The organism is Sphingomonas sp. S2M10, assembly GCF_012650175.1.
In the GTDB taxonomy this organism is placed as follows: domain Bacteria; phylum Pseudomonadota; class Alphaproteobacteria; order Sphingomonadales; family Sphingomonadaceae; genus Sphingomonas.
Genome location: NZ_JAAILI010000046.1, coordinates 64,750 through 82,908 on the forward strand (window position 1 = coordinate 64,750; position 18,159 = coordinate 82,908).

At 65.5% G+C, this 18,159-nt stretch carries 14 protein-coding genes, 1 tRNA gene and 1 pseudogene; 6 read left to right on the top strand and 10 right to left on the bottom strand.

Going from position 1 to position 18,159, the window contains the following annotated elements; all coding sequences use genetic code 11:
* Positions 1-132: 132 nt before the first annotated feature.
* Positions 133-1,599, top strand: a complete 1,467-nt coding sequence (locus S2M10_RS11100; RefSeq protein ID WP_168846131.1) for a globin-coupled sensor protein — start codon at positions 133-135, stop codon at positions 1,597-1,599.
* A 15-nt stretch (positions 1,600-1,614) separates the two neighbouring features.
* On the opposite strand, the gene S2M10_RS11105 is transcribed toward S2M10_RS11100, so the two are convergent.
* A complete protein-coding gene (locus S2M10_RS11105; RefSeq protein ID WP_168846109.1) occupies positions 1,615-3,600 on the bottom strand; it encodes a bifunctional diguanylate cyclase/phosphodiesterase in 1,986 nt (661 codons plus the stop codon).
* An 81-nt stretch (positions 3,601-3,681) separates the two neighbouring features.
* On the opposite strand from S2M10_RS11105, the gene moaA reads away from it, so the two are divergent.
* The 3 genes from moaA (at position 3,682) to S2M10_RS11120 (ending at position 5,630) form a co-directional block, all read left to right on the top strand.
* On the top strand, positions 3,682-4,698 hold the full coding sequence (gene moaA, locus S2M10_RS11110; protein ID WP_168846110.1) for a GTP 3',8-cyclase MoaA: 1,017 nt from the start codon (positions 3,682-3,684) through the stop codon (positions 4,696-4,698).
* Positions 4,695-5,471, top strand: a complete 777-nt coding sequence (locus tag S2M10_RS11115) for an NAD kinase (RefSeq protein WP_168846111.1) — start codon at positions 4,695-4,697, stop codon at positions 5,469-5,471. Before moaA ends, S2M10_RS11115 begins: the two co-directional genes overlap by 4 nt.
* Positions 5,472-5,555: 84 nt before the next feature.
* A tRNA-Asn gene (locus S2M10_RS11120) sits at positions 5,556-5,630 on the top strand.
* 517 nt (positions 5,631-6,147) lie between these two features.
* On the opposite strand, the pseudogene S2M10_RS11125 reads toward S2M10_RS11120, so the two are convergent.
* The 5 genes and pseudogenes from S2M10_RS11125 to S2M10_RS11145 form a co-directional block, all read right to left on the bottom strand.
* Positions 6,148-7,185 (bottom strand): annotated as a pseudogene (locus tag S2M10_RS11125) (recombinase family protein); the annotation flags it as partial.
* A 473-nt stretch (positions 7,186-7,658) separates the two neighbouring features.
* On the bottom strand, positions 7,659-8,243 hold the full coding sequence (locus S2M10_RS11130; protein ID WP_247650752.1) for a lytic transglycosylase domain-containing protein: 585 nt from the start codon (positions 8,241-8,243) through the stop codon (positions 7,659-7,661).
* A complete protein-coding gene (gene mobF / locus S2M10_RS11135) occupies positions 8,233-11,184 on the bottom strand; it encodes a MobF family relaxase (RefSeq protein ID WP_168846112.1) in 2,952 nt (983 codons plus the stop codon). The genes S2M10_RS11130 and mobF overlap by 11 nt, the downstream gene beginning before the upstream one ends.
* Positions 11,181-13,226 (bottom strand): type IV secretion system DNA-binding domain-containing protein, encoded by a 2,046-nt coding sequence (locus S2M10_RS11140; RefSeq protein WP_168846113.1) that lies wholly within the window; start codon positions 13,224-13,226, stop codon positions 11,181-11,183. The genes mobF and S2M10_RS11140 overlap by 4 nt, the downstream gene beginning before the upstream one ends.
* Positions 13,223-13,525, bottom strand: a complete 303-nt coding sequence (locus tag S2M10_RS11145; protein WP_168846114.1) for a hypothetical protein — start codon at positions 13,523-13,525, stop codon at positions 13,223-13,225. Before S2M10_RS11145 ends, S2M10_RS11140 begins: the two co-directional genes overlap by 4 nt.
* 444 nt (positions 13,526-13,969) lie before the next feature.
* Between S2M10_RS11145 and S2M10_RS11150 the strand changes: the two genes are divergently transcribed.
* Complete coding sequence (locus S2M10_RS11150; RefSeq protein ID WP_168846115.1) at positions 13,970-14,209, top strand: hypothetical protein; 240 nt, start codon at positions 13,970-13,972, stop codon at positions 14,207-14,209.
* A 199-nt stretch (positions 14,210-14,408) separates the two neighbouring features.
* Here S2M10_RS11150 and S2M10_RS11155 read toward each other — a convergent pair whose 3' ends face one another.
* The 4 genes from S2M10_RS11155 to S2M10_RS11170 all read right to left on the bottom strand — a co-directional run bounded on the left by S2M10_RS11155 (position 14,409) and on the right by S2M10_RS11170 (position 17,614).
* Positions 14,409-15,389 (bottom strand): SLOG family protein, encoded by a 981-nt coding sequence (locus tag S2M10_RS11155; protein WP_168846116.1) that lies wholly within the window; start codon positions 15,387-15,389, stop codon positions 14,409-14,411.
* A 340-nt stretch (positions 15,390-15,729) separates the two neighbouring features.
* Positions 15,730-15,957: a DUF6117 family protein gene (locus S2M10_RS11160; protein WP_168846117.1), complete on the bottom strand. Its 228-nt coding sequence runs from the start codon at positions 15,955-15,957 to the stop codon at positions 15,730-15,732.
* Between the two features lie 16 nt (positions 15,958-15,973).
* On the bottom strand, positions 15,974-17,014 hold the full coding sequence (locus S2M10_RS11165) for a DUF2493 domain-containing protein (RefSeq protein WP_168846118.1): 1,041 nt from the start codon (positions 17,012-17,014) through the stop codon (positions 15,974-15,976).
* Positions 17,015-17,095: 81 nt separating this feature from the next.
* Positions 17,096-17,614, bottom strand: a complete 519-nt coding sequence (locus S2M10_RS11170) for a DUF736 family protein (protein WP_168846119.1) — start codon at positions 17,612-17,614, stop codon at positions 17,096-17,098.
* Between the two features lie 159 nt (positions 17,615-17,773).
* Between S2M10_RS11170 and S2M10_RS11175 the strand changes: the two genes are divergently transcribed.
* Positions 17,774-17,974 (top strand): hypothetical protein, encoded by a 201-nt coding sequence (locus S2M10_RS11175; RefSeq protein ID WP_168846120.1) that lies wholly within the window; start codon positions 17,774-17,776, stop codon positions 17,972-17,974.
* The last annotated feature ends 185 nt before the right edge of the window (positions 17,975-18,159 follow it).

An 18,159-nucleotide genomic window follows, 5' to 3' on the forward strand; every position in this document is an offset into this window, starting at 1 on the left:
GCCCGCATCGGAATTGTACTTAGCGGCCCCACCTGTCCCTTCGGCCATACTATGATGCTTAAGAATGGCTTGTCGCGCGATGGGCCAGCCATGTTTGCAGGACAGGAAAGGATCGGCCCCGTGCCCGAACAGATGACGTCGCGGCTCAGCTTCATGGAGATGGACGATGCCCAGCGTGCCACGTTGCGAGCTACCCAGCCATGGGTGGAGGCGACGCTGGGCGATGCGCTGGATCGCTTCTATGCCCGTGCCTCGGCGACGCCGGACACCGCCCGCTTCTTCCGCGACCAAGCCCATATAAGCCTCGCCAAAGCCGCCCAGCAAAAGCATTGGGCGCGCATCGCCGCCGGCGACTTCAACCAGGACTATCATGCCAGCGCCCGCCGAATCGGCGCAACCCACGCCAAAATCGGCCTGGAGCCGCGCTGGTATGTAGGCAGCTACGCGATCGTCCTCGAGCATCTGATCGCCGGCGTGCATCGCCTCAACAACCCGTTCAAGCGCCTCATGCGCCTGTTCCGGGGGCCCAGCACCCACAAGGCGACGATCGCGCTGGTCAAGGCCGCGCTGCTTGACATGGAAGTCTCGCTCTCGATCTATTTCGAAGAGGCGCAGGTGGAGCGAGAGGCGGCCATCGGTGCATTCGAGAAGGCCCTGACCGCATTGGCGGAAGGCGATCTCACCAACGAAATGAGCGGCCTGCCCGACAGCTTCGCCGCACTGGAGAAGAGCTACAACAAGACGCTGGACCGCATCCGCGAGATGATCGCGTCGGTCGGCGACGGCACGATGCGGATCCGCTCGGGCATCAACGAGATTTCGCAGGCCGCCGAGGATCTGTCTCGTCGCACCCAGGGCAACGCCGCCAGCCTCGAGCAGACCACTGCCGCCGTGTCCCAGATGGACGCGCGATTCCGCTCCACCGCCGAGGCGGCGCGCCACACCGTCACGCGCGCGGACCAGGCACTCACCACCGTCGGCCAGGGGCGTGCGATCGCCGACGAGGCCTCGCAGGCGATGGGCCGCGTTTCGGAGGCCGCCAAGGGCACCGACAGCGTGATCGAGGGGCTGGACAAGATCGCGTTCCAGACGCGGGTTCTGGCGATGAACGCTGCCGTCGAGGCCGGTCGCGCCGGGGAAGCGGGCCGCGGCTTCGCAGTCGTCGCCGATCTCGTCTCCGCGCTGGCGATGCGCGCCGAGGAGGAGGCCGGGCGGGCCCGCGAGCAGCTCACCATGACCCAGGCCGAGATCGTGGTCGCGGTGGACGCCGTGCAGAAGGTGGACGGCGCCCTGGCGAATATCTCGGGCGACGTCAGCCAGGTCCATGACCTGCTTGGCAGCATGGCGAGCGACAACGGCGCCCAGTCCACGGCAATCAGCGAGATTTCCAACGCTGTGGGCGCAATGGACCGCGCGACGCAACAGAATGCCGCGATGGTCGAGGAAACCTCGGCTGCCGCGCAGAACCTCGCCAACGAAGTCGGCGACCTCGCCAATCTCGCCGCGCAATTCCGCACCGAAAAGACGGGTTCGCGCTTCGGCGGCTATCGCCCGCTGCCTGCCGCGGCGGTCCCGGCGCTTATGCGGCCGGATCTCTGATCGGACGGCCGGCGCTCACCAGTCGCGCACCAGCGTGGCGAGCGCCGGCACGTCGATCGGCGGCGAGCAAAGAAAGCCCTGGAAATACTGGCAGCCTTCCTTGGCGAGCAGGTCCAGTTGCGCCTCGGTCTCGACACCTTCCGCCACCACCGCCAAGCCCAGCGACCGCGCCATGTCGATAACCCCGCGCACCACGATCCGGTCGCGCGGCGAACCGGTGATCTCATTGGACAGCTTCTTGTCGATCTTGAGATAGTCGAGCGGCAGCGCCTTCAAATAGGCAAGGCTGGAATAGCCGGTGCCGAAATCGTCGATGGCCACGCGGCACCCCGCCGTCCGCAGGTCCGACAGCAGCGCCGCCGCTTCGCTGAGATCGTCCATGATGCCGCTTTCGGTGATCTCCAGCGTGAGCCGATGGCGCGGAAACCCTGTCGCGTCGATCCAGCGCAGCAGGCTTTCGCCAAATCCCGGTCGGCCGACATCGCCGGCGGTCACGTTGATCGAAAGCCGCAGGCTGCTCAGCGAGCGCGGCCAATGCGCGGCGATCGTCAGCGCGCGGCGCTGGACATGCTCGCTCAGCACCCCGGAAAGCCCGGCCCGCTCCGCCGCCGCGAACAGGGGTTCGGCCCCGATCTCGCCATGCTGGGGATGCTGCCAGCGCGCCAGCGCCTCCACGCCGGTGATCTGCCCGGTCGCCACCGCAACCTGGGGCTGGAACAGCACGCCGATCTCGCCGCGCTCGATGCCGCGCCGCAAATCGCCGATGAGCGATTCGATCGAAGGACCGCTTCCGGGCCGCGTCGCGCCTTCGCCCAGCAGCGTTTCGCTCGCGCGGCGCAGCAGGCTGGCCGCGCCGTCGCCCGCGACGCTTTCGGTCAGCGCCACCTTGGCGCCGAGATGGACCAGCTCGCCCGCGGCGACGAACGGGCGTGCGAGCGCCTCCTCGATCCGTCGCGCCGCGTTACGCAGCGCCGACGTGCCCGGATCCACCGCCGCCGCCAGAAAATCCGATCCGCCGATTCGCGCCACCACCACATCGGAACCGAGCGTCTCGCGCGCGGCCTCCGCTACGCGGCGCGAGACGCCCCGGAGCAGTTCGTCACCGGCCGGGCGGCCATAGGCGGTATTGATCGTGTCGAAGCGGGTGAGGCCCACCAGCACCAGCCCGATCCGCTGGCCCTTTTCCATCGCGCGATCGATCCAGCGCCGCGCGCTGGGGGCATCGCGGGCGCCGGTCAGCACGTCGCGCACCGCCGCACCGGCGTCCGGCGTCATCCCGAGCGGCTCGACCAGCGCGTCGATCTGGCCGGTCTCGGCGTCGTACTGGAGATGCTGCACCACCCGCCCCTTGCCGGGCAGATCATGGGCAAAGGCGGTCGACCCTGCCTCGCGTAGGCGTCGCAGCGCAGCCCAGGCCAGCCGCCGGTCGGACAGCGCCAGCCGGCCGAACAGCGCACGCGGCCCCGGCGCCTCGGGCAGGTCTAGCAACTGGGCGAGCGCCGGCGTCAGTTCGATCGAGCCCGAGGCCGGATCGAACCGCCAGCCCAGCGGATTGGACGTGCTAGTGCCCTGCCCCGCCCAGCCCGACAGTCGCTCGACATAGCGCTCGGCGAATCGGATCGCATGGGCGATCGCGGCGGAGGACATCGGGCTCCCAAGGAAATGCGTCGCGCCCGCATCGTAGAAGCGCCCCATGTGCACGGTATCGCTCTGCGACACGAGGATCAGCAGCGCCGCACCATAGGCCTTGATCGTCGGGCCGAGCAGCCGTGCCGCGTCCAACCCTTCGCTCATCGCCCCGCGCGCGTCGATCACCGCGACCGAGGCGCCGCTCGCGAGGAATCGGGTCTCCAGTCCTTCGCTGCGGCGCGCCGCCACCACTCGCCATCCCCCGCCCGCAGCCGCGGCGGCAACCTCGTCGCGCTGGCGGAACGAGAGTACGAATACCGGCACCTCGGGGGCAGGCGCGGTGCCCTGGACGATCGTGAACCCTTCTTCCATGCCGACCTCGATAGCGGCTCGCTGCCTGATCCGCCATCCAAGCCTTGTGCAGCGCGGTTCAACGCCTTACCTCCACGATCTATGGCCAGCGCCCCCGCCCTCGCGACGCCGCCCACGCTGGTCGATCGCCACAACCGGGCGATCCGCTATCTGCGCATCTCCGTCACCGACCGCTGCGATCTGCGCTGCCGCTACTGCATGGCGGAGCACATGACCTTCCTGCCGCGCGAGGCGGTGCTCAGCCTCGAAGAACTGGCGGCGATCGCCGGCCGCTTCGTCGATCGCGGCGTCACCAAGATCCGGCTGACCGGCGGCGAGCCGCTCGTCCGCCGCAACATGATGACGCTGGTCGAACAGCTCGGCGCGCGGATCGGGGATGGGCTCAAGGAACTCACCCTCACCACCAATGCGACACGGCTGGCGCAATATGCCGATCAGCTCGCCGCCGCAGGCGTGCGCCGCATCAATGTGAGCATGGACAGCCGCGATCCGGAGACCTTCCGCTACATCACCCGCCATGGCGACGTGGCGCAGGTGCTGGACGGCATCGCCGCGGCGCGGGATGCGGGGCTGCGGGTGAAGATCAACATGGTCGCGCTGCGCGGCCTCAACGAAGACGAGATCGCGCCGATGCTCGCCTGGGTCGCGGCGAACGGCATGGACCTGTCGCTGATCGAGACGATGCCGATGGGCGTGATCGACGAGGACCGCGCCGATCGCTTCCTGCCGCTGCCCGAGGTGCTGGCGCGGCTGAAGGGACAGTTCGACCTGGTTGCCGATTCGTACGACAGCGGTGGACCGGCGCGCTACTGGCGCGTCGGGGGTACGGACAGCCGGCTGGGGCTGATTTCGCCGCTTACGAACAATTTCTGCGCAAGCTGCAACCGCGTCCGGCTCTCCACCGACGGACGGCTGCACATGTGCCTGGGGCATGAGGATTCGGTGGATCTGAAGGCAGCGATCCGCGCGGGCGGGCTGGAAGCGGTGGACGCGGCGATCGACCGCGCGCTCGCCGCCAAGCCCGAGCGGCATGATTTCCGCATCGAGGCCGGTGCCGCGCCTGCGGTCTCCCGCCACATGAGCGTCACCGGCGGATGAGCATGGGGAAGTCGCGCGCATTGCTCGCCTCGCCCACCGCACCGGCGCAGACCGCGGCGGAGGAGCTCCGCCAGGCCTATGACTGGGTGCCGATCGATCAGGCCGACGAGGTCGTCGCGCTCGGCGGCGACGGCTTCATGCTGCAGACGCTCCACGCGATGCTGGAGCGGCGTCGGCTGCTGCCGGTGTTCGGGATGAACCTGGGCACGGTAGGCTTCCTGATGAACGACTGGGGGCTCGACGGGCTCACCCAGAGGCTGGAACGCGCCCGCCCCTTCCGCGTCGCCCCGCTGGCGATGACCGCGACGACGGTGGAAGGCGAGACCTGCGTGCTGCCCGCGATCAACGAGGCCTCGCTGCTCCGCGAGACGCGCCAGACCGCCAAGCTGGAGGTGACGATCAACGGCCGGATCGTGATCCCCGAGCTGGTGTGCGACGGCATCCTCGTCGCGACGCCTGCGGGATCGACGGCGTACAACTTCTCGGCCCAGGGCCCGATTCTCCCGCTCGGCTCGGCGCTGCTCGCGCTCACCCCGATCAGCCCGTTCCGCCCCCGCCGCTGGCGCGGCGCGATCCTGCCGGAAAAGACCCGCATCGATATTCGCGTGCTGGAGGCCGACAAGCGCCCGGTGAGCGCCGTGGCCGATCAGCGCGAGATTCGGGAAGTTTCGAGCGTCCATGTCGAGATCGACCGCGTTCGCGACCTCACGCTGCTGTTCGATCCGGAGCACGCACTGGACGATCGGATAACGATGGAACAATTTATTGCATGAAACCCCTTGCGCCTTTCGAAAACCCGGTGCTAAAGGCGCGCCTCCCGACGCGGTGACCCACCGCCGAGGGGTTGACCAGAGTGGTCCCCGATAGCTCAGCGGTAGAGCATTCGACTGTTAATCGAATGGTCGTAGGTTCGAATCCTACTCGGGGAGCCATTTCCTTTCGGGGGGCATTTCGCCCCCCCGAAGGGGTCGGATCAGATCCACCATCGGTGGCAATTTTCTCAAGAATTCCAAATGGTTCGCGGAAGCTGACCGTCAGTTCGCCGAAGGCGAATTTCGAGTTCGATAATACCAAATTCAGAGCCCTTCTTTTGGTCACCAGAGACTGCTCCGCAAAGCGGTTGTGAGCCGTCCGGGCGAAATCCAGGAGCGCCAGGCCGTCGTCGATCAGGTCGTCTTCGGCGCAGTGGAGGCTCTCCATGTTTCGCAGAGTCCGATCACGTTCTTCGCGCCAGGTCGCTGAAACCCGATCATGGAAGTCATCCGTGACGCGCCCATCTAGCTTATCGAGGTAGAGCTTATCGAGCCGGTGCTGGAGGCGATCGGCTTCCGCCCGGAGCCGCGCTATTGTCTCGTCACGGTCGCGTCGCTCGTCGGCATGGCTCTCGCGTAGGGCCCGCTCGATGAGGCCGAATGTCACGTCGTCCAGCTTGAGCCGCCGAAGGACAGCGGCGAACTGCTCGTCGAGCACCTCTTCCCGGACGTAGCGCTCTGGGCACCGACCTTTGAATTTCGAGCAGTGGTAATAGATATACCGGCCCTTCTTAAGCTCGGCGGTGACCGCGCAGCCACAGTGGCCGCAGGTGATCAGCCCTGTGTAGGCAAACTGCAGCCGATTACCGTGAACGTTAGAGATGGACCGTCCATCGAGGATCTCCTGCACGTTGGACCATGTCGCGTAGGTCGTGAGCGGCGTGTGAGACCCCTTGTACGTCTTGCCGAGCCACTCAAACGAACCGGTGTAGATCCTATTCCGCAGCATGGTGTTGATCGTGCTGCCCCCGACGGGCTTCTGACTTTTGCGATAGCGCAGGCCCGCCGCATTGGCCATTTGGGTGACTTCTTTGATGGAATACTGGCCGCTCTCGAACCATTCGAACACACGGGTGACCAGTGGTCCGACTTCCGGATCGAGCACGATGACCTTCTTCCCCAGCGGGCCCATCACGTTCGAATAGCCCAGTGGCGCGCAGGTCGGCCAAATGCCCTGCTCTGCCTTTTCGAGCATCCCTTTGCGCGTCTCCTCGGAGAGGTTGTCGATGTAGTTCTTGGCCATCAGCACCTTGATGCCATGCATGAACTTTTCCGAAGATCGCGAATCTCGGGAGAGGACGACATTCTCTTTCACGAAGTGGATTTCGATATCCAGCCCGTCCACCGTCACCCAGTCTTTCAGGTTACGGTATAGTCTGTCGGTTTTCTCGACGAGGATCGTCCTGACGCTGGGATGCGACCGGATGTACCGAAGCATTTCCTCAAATCCGACCCGGCCGGCCCGCTTGGCGGTCTCGACGTCGACGTGTTCGGCAACAACCGAAATCCCGTTCAGGTCGGCATACTCCCGTATCAGCTTCAGCTGGGCCGGGATAGAAAACCCTTCCTTCTCCTGCTCACTTGTCGATACCCGTGCGTACATAACGGCCTTGTTGCGCTCGGTAACAATACGCTTAGCCATTGCCTGTACGGTTTTTGCGCGCGGTTTTGCCATGTCTACTGATCTCCTCACTCACAATATACCACCCTTCCTCCAGTTTTTGAATGAAGTTCGATAAGTTCGATATGTGCCTTACTTGGGCTTTCTTTGTTTTACTTAGCCATCCCCATCGCCTTTCTGACGCGAATATTGGCCCTTGAAGGCCAAAAAATAGTCCGTTAGGTCGCCAAGAAATTTTCTCGCTTCGTCATCGCTAACCGGTCGAGCCAAGCGCGCCTCGAAATGAGCCCGGGCGTCGGCCACCAGCCCGGGAGAGAATAGCGAGCGCCTGGAAACTCGTTGCGGCCCGAATCCCAGCAAGGGGTTTGGTCGCACGGACTGAGGAGGCTCTGGATCCGGGGGCAAAGCGGCGGTCGGTAGCGGGGCCAATTTCGGCACCTGGACACGCGCGGCCTCGATTGCTCTCACTTCGTCTACGGCGGGAGGCACAATGCCCGTCCCGGACGGTCGTGGTCGGCGCCGTCTTCTCATTGCGTCGCAGCCGAGGCAGGGCGCGCGGTCCCTACGAAAAGGTTCGAGCCGAATCGCCGTCGCAGATGCTTGACGACACTCGCTGTATATCTGCGTTGCCTCCAACCGGTCGGACTATGATAGACGCCGACCGCTTTCCAATAGTCGCCGGTTGTTGCCAGCCCGGACAGGAATATCCAGCGAGCAGCCTCGACGTTGAAGCACGCATCCTGTTTCAACCAATGCCGGATGTGGCGCTCCGGCCGTCCGCTTACGGCGGCGAGGCGGGGCACCCACCAGCTGTTGACCTGCAGCGGCCCGAGATCATGGCTGCCGTCGCCATTCGCGATCTCGGCGCCAATCCATCCCCCCTCCTGATCGCGCAATCCCCAGAGGGTTTTCCCGAGCCAGGCACGACCACCAGCTGACCGGGCGATACACGCTGCGACGATTGGCTCATCCGATGACCTCGGCTTCGCGGCACGGGCCTCGAACGACGGGAGTGGAATAAGAGCCACGGCAATCGCCAGGGCAATCTCGGGGCCGAATGACACAATGGTGCGCCGCGCCGCGGCCAGCTGCGGCGAGGCACTAGTGATCATGGCTGCCTCCATGATCCTGCTGCTGCGCCTGCGCCGGCTCGGCCTGTGATTGGGTAGCCGGCCGCGCCGGGTTCTCCATGCTGCGGGCCAGGATGCCCGTCAGCCATTTGTCCACGGCACCAGCCGCGGATTGCGCACGTCCCGCCAGGAGATAGGCCAACCCGCCTTGCTCGAGGCCGTGGCGCGCCTCTCGCTCGGCTTCCATCCGCTGTTTACGCGCACCGCGGTCGCTGCGCTGCTGCTCACGCAGGCGGTCCCACCGATCTCCATGGCGGGCCTCACGTTCCTTGTGGCTATCTCGACCGAGGCGCCCCAAGCCCTCCAGTGCCGACGTCTTCTCTCCTGAATGGCGCTCCAGCTTATCGACGAGCCGGTCGCGGTCCTCTGTCCAGAGCTTCACACCAAACCGGGCTCGCGTGATCGCGGTGTAGTAATTCTGTCCGTTCACCAGACCGGAATTGACCGGAGCAAGGACGTAGGCGCGAGCGTAAGTCTTCGACTGCGCCGAATAGACCGTCTCAGCGTAGCCATGATCCCAGGTCTTATGCTCGCCGAGGTCGATCGACTGGAGCCGGCCGTCGCGGTCCCACCGTATCGTCGCCCGGCTTCCGTCGAGACTCTCCACCGTGCCTCGTTCGGCATTCTTGAGATCAAGGTCCTTGCTGGCGAGACGCCATTGGATCCGGTCACCCTTCGACAGGTCGCGCTCTTCCTGTCGGAACACATTGACCTGCGACGCCTTCCCGATGCGAGGATCCCAGCGGATTGTGCGACCATGTTCATCGATCAACCGGACGACCTGCCGCCCTCGCCCGTCGCGCCCGATCCCGACGACGCGATATTCTGCATCGCGCGCGATCCCCAGATCAGCATTGTCCCGCGAGAAGACGAGCACCTGTCCGCCCGAATAGAACCGGGCGAAGTGTTTCTCCTGGTCGGTCATTCCGGACGGCGTCAGGACCGACAGACGGGCCTCCTCGGCCGCGATGGCGCCCTCTGTCTTCAGCGCCTCCCTGATCTTCGTGTTGACGATCAGGCGGGTGGCATTCTCCAGAACGAGGATGTTGGTGTTGGCGCGGTTCTCCGGCTTCAGCCGCGTCCATTCGCCAACCAGTCCCTTGGCGAGCGCTTCGGCGTCCCCTCCGCTTGTAACCTTGTCCAGGTTCTCGAGCGACGCGGCATAATTGCCCAGGCGCGCCTGGGTGACCGCCGCTTTCATCATCCGGGTTTCCTGCCGGACCGATTCGGTCAGTTCCGCCGTCGGCAGCCCGAGCTTCTGCAACAGCCAAAAGGCCTTGCCCTGCTCGATGGCACCGGTCTGCTTGTTGTCGCCCAGGACGATCAGCCGTGCCCCCGTCATACGGCTGATCTCGAGCACGCGAAGCGCCTGGCGGTTGCCGAGTTGCCCGGCTTCGTCGAGCACCAGGACATAGCCATCATCGATATTGCGTCCGCCCCCGGCGACCAGACTGGCAACGGTGCGAAACTCGATCCCCGCACTGGCGCCAAGATTGGCGGCTGCCGACGAAGTTGGAGCGAGCGCGATGAGCGTCGTTCCCCGCGGCGCAGCTTCGTTGAGCGCCTTCACCAATGTCGATTTGCCCGCGCCGGCGACGCCGTGAACGCCGACCAGCCGATCGCTGGTCGTGCCGATGTGGAGAAGCGCCGCCTCCTGTGCGGGATTGAGCCTTGGCTCCGCCAAGACTGCGCGGATGCGTTCGGGGGTCGAGATCGGCGAGGCGTCGCCAAGCGACAGCGAGAGATGCTCCGAGAGCGCCAGTTCCAACCGGGCGGTGCGTCGCGTCGTCCGTCCGCGGGTATGGACCGCGTCGCCGGTTTGATGGGGCGTTGCGAGCAGCTTGAACCGCTTCTCATGCTCCTCGACCAGCGGTCGGACATCCGAGAGGCGGACCTCCCCTACATGGGAAGCAAGTGCGAGGCGGAACATCCGTCCCAGGTTGTTTACCGCCTCGCGTGTCTCGGCCTGGCGGATGCCGAATAACATGGCGCGGGCGGATAGCTGGGGATCTGGAGCAAGGTTGCGGTCGCCGGTCTGATCGGCTTCGGCGCGCACCTCCAGCATCGCATCGCGGTGCTTTTCAGATGCGGCGGCCCAGCGGTCACGCAGCTCGTCAACGCCGACCTTCTGCTTCGGGGGTCGCGTTTCGTAGAACGATTTGCGGCGAGCCGCCTGCCCCGTCAGCCCATGCTCCTTCGCATGCGCCTCGATTTCCTGGGACCGTTTGGAATTCTCGACGATGAGGTCGCGAGGAAGACCGTGGATCTCGAACAGACCGGTGCGAGGGTCCGAGGCGACCTCATAGCCGATCTCCCGGATCTCATGTGCCAGCTCGTTCCGGTAAACCTGCCCGGCGACGATCTGCTCGACATACATCGCCCGGGTTTCGAGACTGACCATCTGGCCGTCGTCGTCGCGGTTGGTCATGTTCATAACCACGACATGCGTGTGGAGTTGGGGGTCGAGCTGACGCGACGCATGTTCGGTGAACTTCGCGAAGATCAGGCGCCCGGTCGTCTCATGGACGATCTCGCCGTTCGATCGATGCCGGAGCATCGCGTGTTCTTCGAGATAATCGAGTGCGACCCCGACCGCGCGTTCGTGCGCCGCGACCAGACGTTCGTCGCCGTGAACGAGCGCCATGATCGATACCGATTTCGGAGCACTGACCGCGAAGTCCCAGCCCGGATGATGCTGGATGCTGCCATCGGCCCGGTGCCGGCCGAGTTGTTGGTCGCCGACCTTTCCCGCGAGCAGGTCCGCGAAGATGGCGGGATCGACCCTGCCCTCCAGCCCGAGCTCGGCGGCGATCCTGCCACCCCATTCGGACGGCTCGTCGCCGCCCTTGGTGTAATAATCGCCGACGGTGTAATATTTCGCGATGTTGGCGGGCGTGCCCTTGAGGCGGCGGGGATGGATCATGCCGGGTCCGCCGCATTGCGGTCGCCGTCACGCCGACCGTGCTGCTTAAGCCGGAACGCAGTTGCCCTCCCGTACAATGTGAGCTGGGGCGTCACGATTACCGGCTCGATGTCGCCCGTGGAGCCGCTCGACGACGGCGTAACTGGCTCATCTGATGGTGGCGCTTCCTGCGCCTCCGCTGGGGACACCGCAGGCGCCAACGGTAGCTCATCCGTCGCCTCTTCTTGATGCGCACGCCGCCGCTTCGCCGGCGGGCGGGTCGCTACAGGTTCCGACTGCGTGGCCGGCTCAGACGCGGCGAGCGGATCGATCGCCATGCGCGCCGGGGGCGACAACCGCTCCTCGAACGCGACGCAGACGGACGGCACGCGGTTGTAGCTATCCTGGAACTGTACGACCGGCAGATTGCGCCCGAAGCGGAGATAACCGCACAGGTTGGGCAGATTGGTCACCTCGGTGTGCATGACTAGCGGCCGGGTGACCTGCATGCGTGAGAGGTTCACCCCGTCGCGCATATCGTTCACGCCGTAAGACATGCCCTCATTGGCTTCGACCTGCTCGACCTGGCCCAGATTCTCCGAGACATGCTTCGCGGTCGGGGTGTCGTTGGCGCGCAGTGCCACCCAGGTCGAACAATAGCCGGTGATCGCCGCGGCATCCTGAATGCCGTAGGTCGCCTCGAGCTGCGGATAGGACTGAAAGCCGAGGATGCCGCACCCGCCATATTTGCGGGCGCGCGCCAGGAAGTCCGAGAGCGACGGCAGTTTCTGGAGCGAAGGCAGCTCGTCGATTACGCAATAGAGACGGCGGTTGCGGTCGGCGGAAAGGCTCATGATGGCGCTGATCGCAATATCGAGCCAGACCGTGATCAGGGGCCGGAGCGACGGCAGCTGGTCCGCCTTCACCGTGATAAACAGCCAGCTGTCATCCTTTTCGTTGGCGACCCAGTCGCGGATCGAAAGCCCGTCCTCGGTGTCATCGAGATAGGAGAAAGAGCGCATCACCGAGGCAAGCTCGGCCTGGATACCTGCCGATGTCCGCTCCCCCTCCAGGGAGATGAAGGCGGCAGCGTCGGTCCCTTGCGCGAACGCGGCCAGATCCTTCAACTTCGACCTGAGCAGGGTGTCGAGGAGGATCGACACGAGCGTGCGCTGCTGCCGGGCGAGCTTGCGCATCACTGCGACCAGCGTTCCGCGCGCAGACTTTGCCCAAAACGGATCGCCCGCTTTATCCGGGATCGTCGACTCCGCGATCTGGTCGTAGTGATAGTCGCGCGGGACATCGACCCAGGGGGACCAGCGGTCGGAGCGCACGTCGAGTGGGTTGAGCAGGATGTCGGTGCCGGGGCGGTAGAATTTCTCGACGAAGGTACCTGCGGTATCATAAACAATCGCGCGCTTGCCGCGCTGGCGGATCCCGTCGAGCATCTTGATGATGATGTTGGTCTTGCCCGTTCCGGGGGCGCCGCAGATCAGGATATGTTCGGGCTCGAACGCATCGGGGACGTTCACACCGCCGATCTCGAAGCTGCCGCGAGCGCTCCGCCAGAGCGCCCGCCGCACCTGCCGGACGGTGCCGAACCGAGCCCCACGCAGAAACTGGTTGGAGCCGAGCCCCCTCCCCGTCCGGGTGAAGTAGAACCAGGCCCAGAACAGCATCGCGAGCGCGAACACGCCGGACAGCGCCGCCCCATGGATGAGGTATGTCTCGAAGGCCTCGAGCGTCCGGTGCGCGACACCCGATTCCAGCAGGCCTTTCGGTGAGGTCCAGTACTGCCGGCCGTCCGGTGTCTTGAACAGCAACGGGGTCGCGTTGCCGGGGATGGAATCCCCCATGACGCTCGCCTGCGCGAGCTTCATCAGGACGAAGCGCTCATATTCGGAGGACTTTTCGAGTGCGTACCAGATGACCCCGCCGACCCAGATCACGAGCCCCGCGACCAGGGTCTGATAGAAGACCTGCGTGGTCATCCGCACATTGTGGACGATGGCCTGGCCACCCCGGGTCCAGCTCCCCAGCGTGTCGTGGCGAAAAATGCTCATGGCCGGTCCTGCTCGGGATCGAGCAGCCCCCTTTCCCGGAGCAGCCGCCGCGCATCGTCCAGCCCCTGTTCGAGGACCTCTGGCGTGCGCTTGCCGACCGACGCGGCAAGGATTGCGAGCGCCTGAATGCAGGTCGCGTGGAGCTCGTCGAAGCGCGCGTGATATCCCGACGGATCGGTGCCCTCGAAGCGCTCGAGGATGTCGCGACAGTAAGCGGCGGTGGGGGATCCCGCGTCGCGGGCGCGTCCGTCGAGGCGCCTGAACAGCGCGTCGTCGAGACGGATGGTGATACGAGCCAAGGGGCGAGACTCCCGTCTGGCACCCTGACGATCATGATGAAGCGTCGCCCTTATAGCGGAATTAGGCCGCGATCTCAAGGATTTGTGGTGGCAGCCGCCGGCAGCTGGATTGAGTCAAGCAAGCTCAATGACTTGAGCCGGCGGCATATCTCGGATGGCTGCCAGTGGCGGCCAGATTGCGCCAAATCGGCTGCCGACCTGTGCCACGCATAAGCCTTTAAAATAACTGGCGAAAAGAGCATCGCAGCACCCGTGCGTACGGTGCATTACTTCGCCTCCGGGCGTGCGTCCTCCCTTCCGCAGCGCCCTGAGCGCTGCGCAGCCTCGACCGGGCACGGGCGTGGCTTCCCCCGAAGGGGACCCAACAAGAATGGACTTGCGCGCGAGCGCGCTCTTTTGGATGATGCGGGCTTGGCGGGCAGACCCATGTGAAGGAACATGGATATGCCGAAACAGACCGAACGCGAACGGCTCGTCGATCTCGAATCCCGCCGCCGTAAACTCGATGACGAAGTCGAGGCGGCGCGCCGCGCCTTGCGCGGCAAATATGCTGCTGCCGTCACCGAACTGGAAGTCGAAAGGCTCACCGAACGCGAGTTCAGAGATCTCGTCGTCCAGGCCATTCGTGCGGGCGGATCCCCTTCCCTGGCGGCGCTGAAAGCGTTGCCGGCTCAGCCCCGCTGATCATGACAATGTCGCCCGCAGGCGGCCCAGCGACGAGCATGGCGGAGCCACGCGCAGGAGGCCGGTGCTCCCTTTTCGGGGCGCCGCATCGTCGGGCGACGGGCCTGGCCTTCTGCCGGGTCCCTGAGCCCGGCGATCCTGTATGCCCGACAAAAAAAGGGACGGCCCGGGAATGACCCGAGCCGTCCCTTCGCATTCCTCACCGCGCGGCTGCGGCATGCGGCTGCACCCGGCTGAGGAGACGTGGACGCACCCCCGCTTCCTGCAGGATACGCGCGAGGTGCCCTTGGATGCCGGAGCCTTCACAGACGATCGCATGCACCGGCTTCATCGCCACGATCCGGTCGTTGCGCACGAACCCGGCGCGCTTGCCCAGTCCCTTCGGCAGGTCGAACCGCACCACCTTGACGCCGTTCGCTGCCGCCCAGGCTTCGGCGATCGCGTCGGCGCCGCTGTCCTGTGCCGTGGTCAGCAACACCATGTTCGGAGCCAGCGCTCTCGCCTTGTCCAGCTCGGTGTGGATGGCGCGATAATCGTCCCATTGCGCCCCGCCCGAGAAGGCGACGAGCGGCCCCTGCGGATGGTGCTGGTCGATCCTGCGGTCGCGCCGGGCAGCGAGATAATCGGTGGCGGCAATCACCGAGGCGGTGCGCTTGCTCGACACCAGTGACCCGCGGGCCGCAGACCAGGGCTTGCCGGTTTCGTTCCGGAAGGCGGCGGCGGCATGGTCCCGCATGCAGGCGATGGCGTCGCTGGCCTCGTCATGCTCCTGGCATTTGAGCTGCGCCTCCTCCAGTTCGCGCATCATCACCTCGCTGCCATCGGCGCAGCGGATGAGACCCTTCACCGCGCGCGCTGCGTCGTCGGCCTGACCGGCAAGACCCCGCGCCGTGCTGTGCAGGCTGTTGACGATGCCCCATGCGATCCGCTCGGCGACCTTCTCCAACCGGGTATCGCGCAGGACATCGAAGACGGTGCTGATCAGCATCTCGGTGGCAAGCTGGACCTCCATCGGATCGGGCATGTCGCCGAGGAGTTCGTCCTCTCCCCGCATCACGCGGACCCCGTCCAGGTCGGAGGAGAAGGCTTGCGCGAAGGCATCGCTGGGCTGGGCGGTCTCGGCGGCGATGAGATCGGCGATTTCGGAGAAGCTGCGGGTGCTACGGAACATCGTGGTCATGGGAACCTCCTTTTTCTTGAAAGAGGTCATTTCCCCTGCACGGGCTTCGAGCATCGGGGTCAAGGATCGCGAAGCGACCGCGCCAGCGGCGACGGGGGTCACGATTTTCTTTGGCGCCGCACACCGCTCGCGAGGATCCGCCGCCCTCGCGCGCCAAGGAAAATGGTGGGGCCCCGTCGTCCTTGAGGCCGGTGCGTCCCGTGCCACACTAAGACGGCTTGAGAGAGAGGAAGAGGCTGTGATTCGGGGGGCTCGATGCCCCCCGAATCGCATCGGACGACGCGGACCCTTTGTCCGCTTCGGCCGTCCAACGCCGGTGGCTCGCGCGAGCCCCCGGGCCTCAGTGGAGCGAGCTCTCGGGTGGTCGATACGCCTCGAACGGGTTGCCATCATGGAGATGCCCGAAGGGCGTGATGACATAGTCGCCATCCTCCCGGCCGACGGCGCAAATCACGTAGCGAGGCTCGCCGGTTTGCACGTCGGTGCATTCGACAAGAGCAAGGTCTCCCGACTCGGCTGCGCGCAGCAGGGTCGAGAAGTTGCGGCGGAAGGCGTCCGGGATGGCCATGATATCCTCCCGTGGTTCAAGCTGCGACCGCGGCGGCGCGGCGGCGTTCTCGCCGCCTGCCGCCTGCAAGACTGCGCACCGGCATACCCTTGTCGGGCGCCTGGTCGGATTTGCGGAAGGCATGGATAGGCACGCCGGCGGCATCGAGCTCCTCATAGAGATTGGCCTGGACGCCCGACCCCTCGCACAGGACCGCCATCACCGGGTTGAGATCGCGAAGTTTGCGGTTGCGCGAGAAGGCCGCCTTCATGCCCGAGCCCATCAGGTTGAACCGGACGGTCTGGACCTTGCGCTGCGCGGCCCATTTCTCGGCGATGAGATCCGCCCCCGCACGCTGCGCAGTGGTGATCAGAATCATGTGCGGGATTTGCTCTCTGACCAGATCGAGCCGCTCCCACAGCAGGTCGACATCGTGCCAGACGGCAGGTCCGGAGAAGATGACGATCGGCCCTTTTGGGTTGTGCCGATCGCGGAGTTCGAGCTGGCGCGCCCGCAGGAAATCGACCGCGGCGATCTGGCTTGCGGTGGACGTGCGCGACGCGCGAGACCCCCGCGCCGGCGACCAGGGCCAGCCCGACATCGCCCGGTACATCTCGGCCGCATAATCGCGCATGGTCTCGATCGCGAGCCGCTGTTCGGCGGTCGACTGGCAGAGAAGCTGCTTCTCTTCGAGCTCGCGGTTATAAACCTCGCCGCCTTCGGGATTGCGCGCCAGCACGCCGATCTCGTCGGCGAGACTGTCCTCCCGGCGCTCGAGCTTGCCGGCGACGAAGTGGAAGGAGTTCACGAACCCCCATGCGATCTCGGCCGCCAGCGGCTCCAGCCGCGTGTCGGCGAAGAGGTCGAACAGCGTCGCGATCACGCCGGCGCTATCGGCCTGTGCCGCCAGTTCGTCGGGCATGCCATGTTCGCCCGGCTCGTCGGCGGGTTCGATGATCGACAGCGGCAGGGGATCGCCGAAGGCGGCCTGGAATTCGGGAGTGGCTGTCATCTCGGCATAGAGGGTTTTGAGGTCGGCGAAGCGGGCGATGCTGCGCACGGGTTCGTGCCTGGTCATCGGTTGGGTCCTTTCAAAGAACGGTATGAGGAAGGGAGAAACCGGGAGGCGCGCAGCGCCCCCCGGCCGATCGGACTGGCCTCAGAACGGCACGTCCTCGTCGAGATCGCCGGCAAAGCCCCGGGTCCCGCCCTCACCGTCGAGCGGCGCGGTGCTGCCCCCGAACCCACCGCCCGACGGGCCGCGTTCGCCCCCGCCGATGCTGCGCTCGCCGCCCTCATAATCCTCACCGCCGCGGTTGCGCTGCGCCCTGCCGGCCGGACGCGCCATGTCGTCGCGGCGCCACGAAGCCCGGAACCCTTCTTCGGCGGTCCCGAACAAGGCGACCTGCATCGGGAAGCGCCAGGACTGGTCGTCCAGTTCGCCCGAGTAGAAGATCTCGCCGGTGGTGTTGATCGCGGTCGCCTCGAACAATGCGCCGTAAGGCACCCAGCGGCCGTTGCGGTTGATCGCCTCGACCTCGAACTTGGGTGCGCGGGGATTGTTGCTGCTGATCGGCTTCAGCCGGGCGCGGGGAAGGTCGATCTCGCCGCAGGCGATGAAGCCCACCAGCGCCCCGTTGACGTTGCGGAATTCTCCAACAGTTTTCGAAACAGTCATGTCATTCACTCCTCTAAAACGTCGCATCTGCGACGCTCTCAAAGAGCCTCCTCTTCTCTCCTGCGGCGGACCCATGGCGGGGCGAACGGCCAATCGTCCAGGGTGGTCCCGGGCCCACGAGGCCTGTTCGCCGCGGGCGGAATCAGCTATGCGAAGGACATGGACCCGGAGACGCTACGTGCGGCGGCAAAGCTCGCCCGGATGCGCGCCGAGCGCGGTGGCGGCTCGGCGGCCCGCGAGGACGGCATGGCGCGCCTGGGCGCAGCGCGCGCTCTCAATCAGCTTGCCGCGGATCTCGACGTCACCGCCGACGAATTCGACCGCCCCGCGAAAAAGCGATCCCGCCACAACCCTTCCTGACACGACGCCTTTCGGCCCCGCGCCTTCCTTCACGATAGGTGATCGTTACCCGAAGGGAGTGCGCCGTTGTGGCGCGAAGAAGAAAGGAGTGTTCGTATGAACTGAGCTTATTGGCATAGCTCATGCCTGACCGACTTACCGGTGCCGGTGACGAACCAGCTGAAATTCCGAAAGGGAAACGGGAC